Source organism: Desertimonas flava (assembly GCF_003426815.1).
GTDB lineage: Bacteria > Actinomycetota > Acidimicrobiia > Acidimicrobiales > Ilumatobacteraceae > Desertimonas > Desertimonas flava.
Genome location: NZ_QKYK01000031.1, coordinates 54742 through 68125 on the forward strand (window position 1 = coordinate 54742; position 13384 = coordinate 68125).

Here is a 13384-nt window from a genome sequence, read left to right on the forward strand (position 1 = left end):
TCGGACGATATATAAATAATTCGCAGATCCGTGCTGCCGTCATATCGATGTTGTCTGCTGACAGTCATTGTCTAGTGTTTCCGAATACGTTCTTCGCTCCCGAGGCGGCATTGGCTCACCCTCAAGTGACAGTCTGGAGTCGCGATGCCACGTCGTGGCAGGAGCTATCGAGATGGGGCGCCCGATCTGTGCTTGTTCCCGATGCCGCGTTCGCGCTGGACGCTGCGATGCCGAAGTATCCGGACGGTCAGGGCACGTTCCTGATTGTGCGTCAGGACGCTGAGTCGATCGGCCTCACCATCGATCCGACGACGGTGCCCGGCGCATCTCCGTCGCGCTTGGCCGATTTGACACTCGAGTCGACGATTCCCGAGCTCGTGAGTGCGCTCGCCCCCGTGGAGTTCGTCATCAGTGATCGGTTGCACGGCGGATTGGTTGCTCTGCTGCTCGGAAAGAAGGCCATCCTGCTTCCCGTCGACTATCACAAGATTCGCTCGTTCTACGAGACCTGGCTTGTGAATGTCCCGAGCGTGGGCTTCGCTCGCGATGTCACCGATGCCGCCCGCTTACTGCCGGAGCTCGGTGACCGAACCGTCGATCTCACCGAACTGTTCCGCGCGTACGCCGACCCGGCTCTGGATGACGTGCTCAGTCGTCTGGGGAGCGGTATCGCCCACGGCCGACATACAGTCGGGGCGCGTTCGTGAGCGTTTCGGCCGGGTATTGAGGTCATATAGCCCGGGCGGATTCAAGCGGCGGTCGCGACAAAGTGGTTGAACCGTTCTGCTGGAGTATCCCACGCGAGGGTCTTGCGTGGGCGGCCGTTGAGCAGCGCTGCGATCTCGTCGAGGTCGGCTTGGCTGTAGACCGACAGGTCGCTGCTCTTGGGAAGGAACTGGCGGGCGAGGCCGTTGAAGTTCTCGTTCGTGCCGCGCTGCCACGGGCTGTGGGGGTCGGCGAAGTACACCTGGACGCCGGTGTCGATCGTGAACTTGGCATGCGCGGCCATCTCGGTGCCTTGGTCCCAGGTCAACGATCGGGAGAGTTGGGCGGGCAGTTGACGGATGTGTTCGGCGATGCGGGCGGCGACGTGGTCGGCGTGCTTGCTGTCGAGCTTGATCAGCAGACCCATGCGGGTGGTGCGTTCGGCCAGGGTGGCCACAGCGCTGGCACCGTTGGCGCCGATGATGAGGTCGCCTTCCCAGTGTCCGGGCACTGCCCGGTCGTCGGCCTCGGCGGGACGCTCAGAGATGTTGACCATCCCGACGATCTTCGATCTGCTCTCGATCCGGCCGCGGGGCCGACGGCGTTCACGGCCTGTGCGCAGGCACGCAGCGAGTTCCTTACGCAGTTCGCCTTTGGCCTGAACGAAGATCGCCCGGTAGATCGATTCGTGCGACACCCACCACTGTGGCTCATCGGGATGCTCCTTGCGGAGCCGTTTGGCGATCTGTTCGGGCGACCACTTCTTCGTGCGCAGCAAGGTGACGACTTCGTCCCACAGCCACGGCCGATCCTCGATCCACGACGGCTTGGGCCGCTCAGCCCGTGCGTCGGCCTGGTCCTGAGCGACATAGGCCCGGTAGTGCTCACGGCCACCACCAGCCGCGATCTCGCGGCCGATTGTTCCGCGATGTCGGCCGAGTCGGCGGGCCATCTGCGCGTCGGTCTCGTGACGCTCGATGCCAACGCGAATCTCCTCACGCTCAGCGAGCGTGAGCGCGTTCGGACGTGCTGTGCGTTGTCTCAACACGACAACAGCTTCCTCGTTGATACGACGCTGCAACGTGTTTCTCGAGATCCCCGCCATCGCTGCCGCCTCCGGCCGCGGGACCCCACGAGCGACCGCCGACAACGCCACAGCAACCCTCGACCGAGGAATCCTCGGACGCCCAATAGCTCCCATCACAACACCTCCAAGGCTGTGATGTCGCGACCACCGGTTGAGGCCAAGCCGGTGACCTTGGCCATATTGAGTGTGACGTGTGCTCTATTCGTCAGGGATTGCGCTGAGCGACTTGCGCCTCTGTGCGTCAGCGGAGCAGCGACACCTCGATCAGCAACGATCCTTGGCTGTCGACGGCGAAAGCTCGGACGTCGTGGTGGCCGGCCGTCAGGGTTTGGGGATCGAGGAGCACGTCCAGGGTCTCGCCACGGTACACGGGGCCGACACCAGCAATCGTGCCATCGATAGTGATAGCAAGCCAGTCGTCGTCTGTCAGATCCTCAGTTGACCCCGTCAGGAGCGCCGGCAGGAGCACGCTCGGATCGATGTCGTCGTACGCTGACGGGAGGTCCAAGCGCAAGGTGCCTTTCGTCTCTGTGCTGACTTCGAACTCGTCAAGTGAGCGTCCGATCAGGTCGCCGTATGGGCCGACGCCGATGAAGTCGGCCCTGCCCGGTAGTTCGCGTAGGCCTGACCGTAGGCGGATGCCGAAGGCAATCGGGTCCGGGTCGGACGTCGTCTCGCCGTTCAACCATCGACGAGGCCCTTCTCGATCTTCCTCGAGGAGCGATTGTCCGTCGAAGACCCAATCCGATGGCAGGTCCAGATCGAGTACGTCGGCGACCGTCGGAAGCACGTCGATGTTCTGCGCTTGCCGCTCGTCGATGACCCCATCCTGCTGTCCGGGGAGCTTCACGAACATCGGGATCGGATGGACTCCACTGCGGGTCTCGTCCTCACCCTCCTCCGGACCCCGCAGAGCCGTCGCAGGGTCGAGAGACACACCGTGATCGGCGAGCACGACCACCAAGGCGTCGTCGAGCATCGAGGTCGCCTCGAGCCGGTCGAGGAAGCTACCTACCATCGAGTCGACGTACATCGACTGAAGGAAGTAGCGCTGGCGCATCACATCCATGAAATCGGAATCATCTATCCACATTGGATCGAGGCCCCGAGTCACGGAGATCGGCTCATAGCTCACTCCGTTCGGAAAGTATCGGTACGGCACATGTGGAAGAAGCGCGTGGTGATAGAGCAATTGCGGTCGGTCGGTCGACTCGTCGAAGGCAGCAAGGAAACTCTCGAACCGCTGCCGGTCCCAGCCCACCTGGCACACGACGTTTGTGCACCCCGACTCCACCTCCGTCTCGATCGATCTACTTTCGTCGACGTCGCTGGCGGCGGTGTGTCCGCCCTGGTCGGCGAATCCGCCCCAGCGTGCGCCCAGCGGCGGCAGCCAGGCGTCGGCGAGCCCGTCGGGCAGCATGCCGTGGAGATAGGCAATGGCCGTGTCCTGGACGATCGACTGCTCGTTGGCGACGCCGGTGGCGCAGACCGTGTCCGGGCAGAGCCGCGTGACGACCTCGTCGGCGCGTACATCGTACGACGCACCAAGCATGGAGAAGAGCGAACGCGGATACTCGGTCACGGTCGGGGCCGTGCCGGCGGGCCGGATCCGACCGCTCAAGATCGAGGGGACTGCGAGATCGGTGCGAAACGCCGCCGTCGTGGCGTTTGGGTACCATGTCGACATCTCGGCCAATCGTCCGAAGTTCGGGAAGTGCTCAGTGTCGAGGTCGCCATCCGGTCCGAGCAGGACGCCAAGCGCAAACTCATCGAAGACCACGATTGTGACCGGCGTCGATGAGTCCCAAGTTGGAAGCATGTCCGCCCCGCCCTGAGTGCGGAGCAACGCGCTCGAGGGACTGGAGATGAGGAACAGCGCGAGAAAGAGGATGGGTGCTGGCGAGAAGTACAGGACCAGACGACGGACCGCCTCCAACTGTGTGTAGGCAAGGGCCACACCGACTCCGATTGCCACAGTGAGGGCGACATAGATCCCGACCGGGAGGCCGAACTCGCGGTCGATCGCCGGAACGATCGTCAAGGCGGTGAGGATGCCGACTAGCACTGTCATGGTCCACACCTCTCCTTTCGTCGAGACGACCCGCACTGCCATCAGGAGCAGGATGAGGGCAAGGGGTGGAGCGACGATGAGCACGATGGCGAACCAGAGCAGGCGTCGTCCTTCGATGCCATGCACAACGAAGTACGTCGGCTCCTCCCCGAGCAGCGTGAACACGGGTTGCGCGATTGCGACCCCACAGAGTCCAACGATGCCGGCGGCGTGGCCGACGAACCTGCGTCGCGATCTAGTTCTCGTAGCTGTCGGCCCGTCTGCGGTTTCGTTCACGCGCTGTCATCCTGGCACACGCCTTCTGGAGCGCCCGGGAACCCGGCCGACCCGAGGGGAGGGGCACGAGATCCGGCAACGCGACGCGATTCCGACCTTTCCGTCGGCCCGATGGGCTCACTACGTGAATCATTGTCCCGGTCTGCGGTGCCCTGTAGCCGACGCCCCCCGCGTACTGGGCGCTATTAGCGTGCGTTCGATGGGGCGACACGATGCCAACTGGATCACCGACTCCCTCGTCGAGATCGGTGAGGAGCGGGTGTTGATTACTGACGACAGCGAGGTGTACCGAGCGGTGTCGTCGACCGACGATCAATTTCTGCTCATCAAGGATGCAGATTACGTGCGCCGTTCGACACGATCGTTCTGCGACCTGGGTATTCGCAATCTGGTCGAAGCGGGCATCTGGCAGGGCGGAAGCGTGGTGTACTGGAACCTTGCGCTGGGCCCGTCCAACCATCTTGCGTTCGACCTCTACGACCGAAGCGTGCCCGCGCTAGAACGGTTCGCGCAGCGCAGCGACGTCCGCGACGGCCTGTCCGTCGAATACGGGCTTGACCAAGCCGACGCAGCAGCCCTCACAGCGGCGACGACGCGCAGATTCGGACCGGAGCCGATCGATCTCATCATCGACGATGCTTCCCATCTCTACGAGCCGTCCCGGATCATGTTCGAGACCTTGTTCCCTCGACTGCGGCCGGGTGGCTGGTACGTCATCGAGGACTGGCAGTGGTCCCACTCGCACACGCTGCTCACGAACGAGTCGAGTAGCTATTTCGCTGGGCGCCGCGGTCTCTCAAATCTCGTCCTCGAAGCTGTGATCCTGTCGGGAAGCAGGCTCAGGCCCTTCGTCGAAAGAGTGATCATCGATAGCTTCTGCGCCATCGTCGTTCGCGGAGACCATGATGGACGATTCAAGCTCGATGAGCAGGTGTTTTCCCAGGGTCGTCCGTTCGAACCGGTGCTCTGAACCGAGACCATGCGCGGCGCTACAGCACTCCGGGGCCTACTGCCCCATGCTGTCTGCAGACGAACCTGCTCATCTTCACGACTTCGGCTCTGACGGGGCGGGCGTCGGCCCGGCGGGATCGATCCCGAGCACGTCGACCTCGGTCTCGCAGCGGTGCGACCGTTCCGTCGCGCCGACGACCCAGGCATCGCCCCGTCGAGCATGGCCCTGCGGCAACGACGACGTCGCTTCGTCGGTCCGAGCGAGGCCGCAGGCGTCTGGACTGGACTGCACTTCACGCCCTCACCTGGCCCGGGAATCCGCTGAACGGGGTGGTCCAGAAGGCGTACTGTCTCGCCCCGCATGACGTACGCGCTGGGGATCGACCTGGGGACCACGTTCACCGCGGCTGCCGTGGCGCGCTCCGGGAGGGTCGAGATCGTCGGTCTCGGCAATCACGCCGCGGCGATCCCGTCGGCGGTGCTGCTGCGGGAGGACGGCGAGCTGTTGGTCGGCGACGCCGCCATCCGCCGTGGTCAGCAGGAGCCGGCGCGTCTGGCCAAGGAGTTCAAGCGCCGCCTCGGTGACGCCACGCCGATCATCCTCGGGCACACCCCGTACTCGTCGGAGCGCCTGATGGCGATGATCGTCCGCTGGGTCGTCGACGCCGTCTCGGAGCGCAACGGCGGCCCGCCCGCCTCGGTCACCATCGCCCACCCGGCCAACTGGGGGCCGTACAAGCGAGAGCTGCTGCAGCAGGCAGCTGCCCTCGCCGGCCTCGACAGCGTCCGCTACGTGAGCGAGCCGGAGGCGGCGGCCGTGCACTTCGCGGCGGGGGAGCGCGTCGACGAGGGGGGAGTGGTCGCCGTCTACGACCTCGGCGGAGGCACCTTCGACGCGGCCGTGCTCCGTCGCGTCGACGGACGCTTCGTCACGCTCGGCGAGCCGCAGGGCATCGAACGCCTCGGGGGCATCGACTTCGACGAGGCCGTGTTCTCCCACGTCCGCCAGACACTCGGTGCCGGCCTGACGTCGCTCGACCTCGACGACCCATCGGTGCGAGCCAGCGTCGTGCGGCTCCGCGAGGAGTGCGTCGCGGCCAAGGAGGCCCTGTCCGACGACAGCGAGGCCATCGTTCCGGTGATGCTGCCCGGACTGCAGACGTCGGTGCGCATCACCCGGCCGGAGTTCGAGCAGATGATCCGCCCGGTGCTGCGCGAGACGGTGACGATGCTCCAGCGGGCGATCCAGCTCGCCGGGGTGACATCCGCCGGGCTGTCGGCGGTGGTTCTCGCGGGTGGGTCGTCGCGCATCCCCCTCGTCGCCGAGATGGTCAGCGAGGCGCTCGGCCGTCCGGTGAGCGTCGACGCCCACCCGAAACACACCGTCGCGATGGGCGCGGCGCGCCTGGCAGCCGATCCCTCGACCGCCGCGGCGTCGAAAGGGCCAGCCGCTGTGCCGCCCCCGGCCCCGGCCGTCGTCCCGCCGCCGCCGGTGAGCGCAATCGATCCGGCGGTGGGGTCGCCGTCCGTACCAGCGGCCCAGTCACCGAGCTCTGATCTGGTGCCCCCGGCTCCCGCGCCACCACCGACATCCAGCGGGTCGGGCCCGACACCCCCCCGTCGAACGGTGCCGACTTCGGCTGCCGCCTCGCCGGGCCCAGACCCCGCACGGGACCGACCGTGGGCCAAAGGGGCCGTCGCCCTCGTCGTGATCGCAGTCGTGGCGGCCGTGGCCGGGTTCCTGATCGTCCGATCTCGCGGTGGAGACTCCGACACCACCGGCGATGACTCGGTGCCGGAGGCCACCGTCGGAGTCGTGGCGACGCTTCCCGGCACCACCGATGGTGACAGCGCGATCGTCGTCACCACGACGATCGCCCAGACAACAGAGGACACGGAGCCGGTCGACACAGAGGCCGATACCGAGCCCACCGAAACCGATCAGACCGATGCGACCGTGACGACAGCGACCAATGACTCGACCGTCCGCACGACGATCGCCACGCCGTGCGCGGGAGCCAACGGCAACTGCGTGACGATCAACTCGATCACCGCCAACGGGGACGAACTGATCGCGACGTATTCGGTGGTGGGTTTCGAGCCCGACCTCGACGGAGGCCCGCTGAGCAAGCACATCCACTTCTACTTCGACACCGTCGGGGTGTCGCAGGCCGGCGAGCCGGGCTCCGGCCCGTGGGTCATGTGGGACGTCGACCCGATCACCGGCCAGCTGCTCTACCGTTTCCGTCGATCCGAGATCCCCGAGGGGGCCAGACAGTTGTGCGCGTCGGTGGCCAACGTCAACCACGGACTCGACGATCACCTGTCGAGCTGCCGCAACCTTCCCCTCTGACACGATGAGGACGTGCCGACCGCATCCTTGCTGAGCGCCTCCGCCGCGCTGGACATCCCGAACTGGGTGGAGATCTCGGCGATCGCCTTCGGCGCTCTCGCTGGCGCCCTGACCGGCGTTCGCGTCCACTTCGACATCGCCGGTGTGATGTTCCTCGCCGTCTCCTGCGGGCTCGGCGGTGGCGTGATCCGCGACGTGCTGCTCCAAGAAGGGACCCCGATCGCCCTGACCGACCGGTGGTACCTGCCGACGTCCTTGGCCGCGGGTCTGATCGGCATCGTGCTCGGCCGGATGACCGAGGCCGCCAAGAACCGCTTCGGCCTCACCTTCGTCTTGGTCGACGCCGTGTGCCTGTCGGCGTTCGCGCTCCTCGGCGCCGACCGCGCCGTCGCCGCCGAGTTGCCGGTGGTGTCGTGCGTGCTCGTCGGCGTCGTGACCGGCACCGGTGGCGCGATCATCCGCGACATCGTCGTCAACGAGCCGCCGGAGCTGTTCCTTCCCGGGTCGTTCTACGCATTCGCCGCGGCGGGAGGCTGCATCATCTACGTGATCGGTCTCCGATCCGACATCCCATCGGTGCCGCTCGCGGTCGTCTGCTTCGCCGCGGTCATCGGGATCCGCGTGCTCTCGACCCATCGACGATGGAGAACGACCAGTGCCGATGCTCTCGACCTGAGCCATCGCGTGGCCAGGATCCGCCGGCCACCCCGAGGATGAGAACAGCGCCACTCCGAGCTCGTTCCGCTGGTGCCCGCTCTCAGCCGACCTCGCGCGGTCCAGGGCGGCCGTGGTCGGAATCAGGTTCGGTGGCGCCGTCGGCGCGGATCCGAGTAGTCTCCGTCACATGTTCGTAACATTGCGTCGGGCCGCCGTCCGCCGTGCGCTGGCTGCCGTCGTGGCGGCCGCCGGCGCGCTGGTCAGTCCGCTCGCCGCCGCCGCGGGCCCGTCGCTCGAGTCCCCCTCCGCCCCGGCGTTCGCCCTCGCACCAGCACTGCCGTCGTCGACCTCGCTGCGTGACGTCACGAACAGCTACCGCGCCTCGGCCGGTGTCGCTGGGTTGACGCTGAATGCCGCACTCAACCAGGCTGCGCAGATCCGCGCGCAGGAGATGGTGGCCAACGGCTACTTCGCCCATCGACGTCCGAATGGCACCAGCCCGAGCACGGTGCTTGCGCAGGTCGGCTACGGCTGGAACGCTTGGGGCGAGAACCTCTTCATGTCGTCGTATGACCCGGCGCCGTCGTCGGTGGTCGGGGCGTGGATGAACAGCAGTGGGCACCGGGCCAACATGCTTTCTTCCACGTTCACCCAGGTCGGCTTCGGCTCGGCAACCACTCCAAACTTCGCTGGCCAGGGACCCCGGACGATCGTCGTCGCGATCTACGCTCGTCCCAGCGGGACGGTGGTCCTTCAACGGCCGTCGGCGCCTCTGTCGTTCACGGCCTCCTCTCCAGGTCCGGGGCAGGTGCGTTTGTCGTGGGCGGCTCCATCGTGGAACGGCGGAGCAGCGATCGCTCAGTACGGCTTTCAGCGCTCGTCCAACGGTGGTGCATCGTGGATCGGCGGTAACGCCGGCGGCGGCAGCTCGCGATCCGTGCTCATCTCCGGGCTGACCCCAGGTGCTGGATACCGATTCCGGTTAGCGGCCCGCAACAGCGTCGGCTGGGGGTCGATGACTGCAAGCGTCATTGTCTACGCGGCGCCGCGGACACCGTCCGCTCCCACGTCTCTGTCGGCGACGGCACTGCCGTCCGGCGAGGTGCGGCTGGACTGGACGGCGCCGGCGTACAACGGGGGCGCCGCGATCACGCAGTATGGCTACCAGCGATCATCCGACGGCGGACGCACCTGGGTGGGGGGCAATGGTGGCGGACCGAGCTCTCGTTCCGTGCTGTTGCGCGGACTCACGCCGGGCGTCGCGTGGCAATTCCGAGTCGCTGCGCGCAACAGCGCGGGCTGGGGGGCGATGAGTCCGGTGGCGAGCGCGCGCCCGGTCGCTCCCTTCTCTGCAACTTCCTTGCTGGTGGCCACGGCTGTGCCAACCACGACGGCCGGAACGACCACGATCGTTGCCACCACCACGAGTGCCGCACCGCCGATCACGGCGGAGACATCGTCCACGAGCTCGTCGGCTCCGCCTTCGCCGAGTAGCACGGAGCCGCCGTCGACCGATCCACCGTCGACCGTTCCACCGTCTCCACCATCGACCGATGAACCGCAGTCGAGCGAGCCGGCGTCATCGCCCCCTGCCTCGACCGATTCGGAGACGCCACAAGCATCCAACCCCCACGTGGGCTGATCGGGGGCCTGCGTCCTGACGTTCGAGGCTGGCGCGTCGCTGGTCGCGCAGAGGGTTCGGCGTGGAATTCCGAGACCGGGTCCTGGGTGCCTCGCTAGCTTGCGGCGGCCATGTTGCAGGGACGAAGCGCCGAACTCGCCGTGATCGACGGGGTGCTCGCCGATGTCGTGCGCGGGCGGCCGTTCGTCGTCACGATCGGCGGCGACGAGGGCATCGGCCGCACGGCGCTGCTCGACGCCGCCGTCGAACGGGCCTCGGCCGCCGGTGCGAGGGTGCTGGCCGGGAGGGGACGGGCCGCGGGAGCGTCGCCGGCATTCAGCGGGCTGCTCGGTCTGCTCCGTCCCTTCGCCGACCGGTTCGACGACCTGGCCGGCGGCGAGGCAGCCGACGTGGTGCGACGGGCGTTGGCCCTACGCAGCACGACGGGAGATGAGCTCAGCCCCGTCGACGTCGGAGTGGCCGTCCTGCGGGTGATCGACGGATTGGCCCAGACGGCGCCGGTGGTCTTCGCCATCGACGATGCCGACGGGATGGATCCGGCGAGCTCGGCGGCGCTGACGTTCGCGCTCGCGGGACTGGGGCGCGACGCCGTGGGCGCCTTCCTCACTGTGGCGTCGGGCGCAGGCGCCGCCGACTCCCCGTGGGCCGCGGTCGCCACGCGGGAGCTGATGTTGGGTCCACTCGGGAGCCGGCACCTCGTCGCGGCCGTCCGGCACGCCGTCGACTGTGACGAACGGGCTGCCGAGCGGTGTGCCGAGTGGTCAGGCGGCAACCCGCTGCTGGCCATCGAGCTCGCCCGCTCGCTCACCGACGAGGAACGCAACGGCACCGAGCCCCTGCCGGCCGTGCCGAGACCAGGCCTCCGAGCGGTCGAGCGCATGCGCGAGCAACTCGACGGCATCAGTGAAGCCGCCCGTCGGGCCGCCGTGGTCGTCGCCGCCGGTGCCACCACGGTTCCCCTGGCGAACGCCGCACTGCAGGCCCTGGGCGAGGCGCCCGGAGGCGTCGATGCTGCCGAGGAGGCGGGCATCGTCCGCGTGACGGGCGGTGAGATCCAGTTCGTCCACTCCCTGCTGCAGCCGCTGGCCTACCACCTCGTCGCTGCCGCGAGCCGCCGCGCCGCCCACCGGGCGATCGCCACGGCACTCACCGAACCCCGTCAGGCGGCGACGCGTGCGTGGCATCTCGTCGAGTCGTGTGCCGGTCCCGACGAGGATGCAGCATCCGCGCTCGAGCTCGTTGCCGCCGACGCCCGCCGGCGTGGCGCGCTCAACGACGCGGCGAGCACATGGGACCGTGCCGCCGCGTTATCACCCGACCCCGACGACGCCGGCCGGCGTCGTCGCCGCTCGGCCGAGGCGTCGCTCGACGCCTTCGACTTCGACGCCGCGCTGCGGCTGGTGGACCCGCAGTCGCCCGATCCCGACGACGCGACGCTCGGCCTCGAGGCCATCGAGCGTCGGGACGGGGCCGTCGCCGCGCTGGCCGAGGGCCCCGTCGACCCGGTGGTTCGTGCCGATCTGCTGCTCGCCAGCGGTCGTCGCGCCGACGCTGGAACGACACTGGAGTCCGTCGGTGACCTCGCCGACGATCCGCTCGGTGCGATCGTACGCGTCGCGCTCGACCCAGGGGCAGCGATGCCGCCGGCGCCCGACCCGCGCTCGTCGCCCCGCAGCCGGCGCGCCTATCGCCGCTGGCTGGCCGTGGCTGCTGACCGTCGCCTGCCGATCGTCGAGCCGTCGTCGGTCGACGAGCTCGTGGCCGCCGCTGCCGTTGCCGACACGACGGCAGCACGAGCGTTGCTGGAACGAGCCATGGCGCTGGTGCCGACCTCGGCGTCGCGCATCCGGGAGGATCTCGCCGGCCGCCTCGAGGCGCTGGCCGAGCCGGACGCAACGCCGAGCCCCGTGGCGATGGCGCTCGACGCACTGACAAAGGCGGAGCGACGGGTCGCCGAGGCCGTGGCCAACGGCCTGACCAACCGGGAGGTCGCCGACCAGCTGTTCGTCAGCATCAAGACGGTCGACTTCCATCTGCAGGCGATCTACCGCAAGCTCACCATCCGCTCCCGCACCGAGCTCGCGGTCCTCCTCGCACGCCGGGGCGAGACCGCCCCGACCGATACCAGGGCTGGGGTGACACAATGACCGGCAAGATGACCGACGACATGAGCGACGATCCGACGACCGAGGGGACGGTCCAGCACGGCACGCCCGAGTGGTGGGCGGCGATCGTCGACCACGTCGCAGCCCACGAGGCCGACGTCCCCGACCCCTGGGCGGACGTGGCGTTGCGCTCGGCGGCGCTCACCGCCGATCAGGAGAGCTTCCTCGCCGGCTTCGACGATCAGCCACCGCCTCCTCACGTCGGTGACGTCGACCCGCTCGACGTCGGCGGCGCGAGGTGACGGCGACGCGAGGACACATCACTCACCCAGGGTGAATCCTGGGAATTCACCCGGCGACCCGGGACGGGCAGGGGGTCTACCGTCACCGTCATGAGCAACACCGTGGCTGCCGAACGACTCGGCGTCGACCTCGGCACCACCTGGACCGCCGCTGCCGTGTACGACGGGCGCGCCGTCCAGGCCGTGACCCTCGGCACGGCCGGCGCAGCAATGCCAAGCGTGGTGGCGATGGTCGATGGCGCACCGGTCGCCGGTGACGCCGCAGTGCGGGCCGCGCAGAGCTCGCCGGCGTCCGCCGCCCGGGAGTTCAAGCGGCGCCTGGGCGACACGACCCCCATCCTGATCGGCGGCACGCCGTACGGCGCCGAGACCCTGACCGGCCACCTGCTCGCCCACGTGGTGCGCACGGCCGGGGGCGCCCGGACCGTGACCCTCACCCATCCCGCCACGTGGGGCGAGTTCAAGCTCGATCTGCTGCGCGAGGCGGGGCGGGTGGCCGGCCTCGCCGACGTCGAGCTCCTGCCCGAACCCGTCGCGGCGGCTGGGCACTACGCCCGGCAGGGCCGGTTGGCGGCCGGCGACACCGTGGCCGTGTACGACTTCGGCGGCGGCACCTTCGACGTCGCCGTCGTCCGGCTCGATCCGTCCGGTCCGCAGATGCTCGGCCGGGCCGAGGGTCTCGACCGGCTGGGCGGGCTCGACCTCGACCAAGCCGTGCTGGCCCACGTCAACGGGGCCCTCGACGGCGCGCTGACGGCGATGGACAGGGACAATCCCGACGTGCGCCGCGCCGCGCTCGCCCTGCGGGCCGACTGCATCGTCGCCAAGGAGGCGCTGTCGGCCGACACCGACACCACGGTGTCGGTGCGATTCCCTGGGCTCACCACCGAAGTCCGCCTCACTCGTCCCGAGTTCGAGGCGGCGGTGCGGCCCCGCGTCGCCGAGACCCTCACGGCGTTCGACCGCGCGCTGGCCTCGGCCGGCGTGGCCGTTGGCGACCTCGCCGGGATCGTCCTCGTCGGCGGGTCGAGCCGCATCCCGCTGGTCGCCGAACAGGTCGCCGCCCATACGGGGCGCCCCCTGCTCGTCGACGCCGACCCCAAGCTGTCGGTCGCCTCGGGCGCCGCCGAGCCGACCATCATTCCCGCCCCGCCATCGGCGCCGGCGACAGCCGCCCGCGTTGCCGGCGTCGGGGCGACGGCGGCCGCCGTCGCCGCGACCGCGGCAGCCACCGT

The 13384-nt window shown here is 68.5% G+C and carries 10 protein-coding genes; 8 read left to right on the forward strand and 2 right to left on the reverse strand.

Annotated elements, in window-relative coordinates:
* Positions 1 to 47: 47 nt before the first annotated feature.
* Positions 48 to 707: a polysaccharide pyruvyl transferase family protein gene (locus DN771_RS24205; RefSeq protein WP_162942363.1), complete on the forward strand. Its 660-nt coding sequence runs from the start codon at positions 48 to 50 to the stop codon at positions 705 to 707.
* Positions 708 to 748: 41 nt separating this feature from the next.
* Here DN771_RS24205 and DN771_RS24210 read toward each other — a convergent pair whose 3' ends face one another.
* Positions 749 to 1906, reverse strand: coding sequence for an IS30 family transposase (locus tag DN771_RS24210; RefSeq protein WP_117000150.1), 1158 nt, complete (start codon positions 1904 to 1906; stop codon positions 749 to 751).
* 127 nt (positions 1907 to 2033) lie between these two features.
* On the reverse strand, positions 2034 to 4139 hold the full coding sequence (locus DN771_RS24215; protein ID WP_162942364.1) for a sulfatase-like hydrolase/transferase: 2106 nt from the start codon (positions 4137 to 4139) through the stop codon (positions 2034 to 2036).
* 199 nt (positions 4140 to 4338) lie between these two features.
* Here DN771_RS24215 and DN771_RS29815 point away from each other — a divergent pair, with 199 nt between their 5' ends.
* From DN771_RS29815 to DN771_RS24255, 7 genes are all read left to right on the forward strand, one after another.
* Positions 4339 to 5109, forward strand: coding sequence for a class I SAM-dependent methyltransferase (locus DN771_RS29815; protein ID WP_162942365.1), 771 nt, complete (start codon positions 4339 to 4341; stop codon positions 5107 to 5109).
* Positions 5110 to 5451: 342 nt separating this feature from the next.
* A complete protein-coding gene (locus DN771_RS24230) occupies positions 5452 to 7443 on the forward strand; it encodes an Hsp70 family protein (protein ID WP_117000153.1) in 1992 nt (663 codons plus the stop codon).
* Between the two features lie 12 nt (positions 7444 to 7455).
* Positions 7456 to 8160 (forward strand): trimeric intracellular cation channel family protein, encoded by a 705-nt coding sequence (locus DN771_RS24235; protein WP_117000154.1) that lies wholly within the window; start codon positions 7456 to 7458, stop codon positions 8158 to 8160.
* Between the two features lie 127 nt (positions 8161 to 8287).
* On the forward strand, positions 8288 to 9742 hold the full coding sequence (locus DN771_RS24240; RefSeq protein WP_117000155.1) for a fibronectin type III domain-containing protein: 1455 nt from the start codon (positions 8288 to 8290) through the stop codon (positions 9740 to 9742).
* Between the two features lie 110 nt (positions 9743 to 9852).
* Positions 9853 to 11889 (forward strand): helix-turn-helix transcriptional regulator, encoded by a 2037-nt coding sequence (locus DN771_RS24245; protein ID WP_117000156.1) that lies wholly within the window; start codon positions 9853 to 9855, stop codon positions 11887 to 11889.
* Positions 11886 to 12149 carry a hypothetical protein gene (locus tag DN771_RS24250; RefSeq protein ID WP_117000157.1) on the forward strand — a complete coding sequence of 88 codons (264 nt, stop codon included), beginning with the start codon at positions 11886 to 11888 and terminating at the stop codon, positions 12147 to 12149. The genes DN771_RS24245 and DN771_RS24250 overlap by 4 nt, the downstream gene beginning before the upstream one ends.
* Before the next feature lie 90 nt (positions 12150 to 12239).
* A partial coding sequence (locus DN771_RS24255; protein WP_162942366.1) for an Hsp70 family protein occupies positions 12240 to 13384 on the forward strand: 1145 nt, incomplete at its 3' end.

Excerpts from the sequence above, each read along its gene's own strand:
- DN771_RS24205 (WP_162942363.1), top strand. The coding sequence starts at position 48 with ATGTTGTCTGCTGACAGTCATTGTCTAGTGTTTCCGAATACGTTCTTC.
- DN771_RS24210 (WP_117000150.1), bottom strand. The coding sequence starts at position 1,906 with ATGGGAGCTATTGGGCGTCCGAGGATTCCTCGGTCGAGGGTTGCTGTG.
- DN771_RS29815 (WP_162942365.1), top strand. The coding sequence starts at position 4,339 with ATGGGGCGACACGATGCCAACTGGATCACCGACTCCCTCGTCGAGATC.
- DN771_RS24230 (WP_117000153.1), top strand. The coding sequence starts at position 5,452 with ATGACGTACGCGCTGGGGATCGACCTGGGGACCACGTTCACCGCGGCT.
- DN771_RS24240 (WP_117000155.1), top strand. The coding sequence starts at position 8,288 with ATGTTCGTAACATTGCGTCGGGCCGCCGTCCGCCGTGCGCTGGCTGCC.
- DN771_RS24245 (WP_117000156.1), top strand. The coding sequence starts at position 9,853 with ATGTTGCAGGGACGAAGCGCCGAACTCGCCGTGATCGACGGGGTGCTC.
- DN771_RS24250 (WP_117000157.1), top strand. The coding sequence starts at position 11,886 with ATGACCGGCAAGATGACCGACGACATGAGCGACGATCCGACGACCGAG.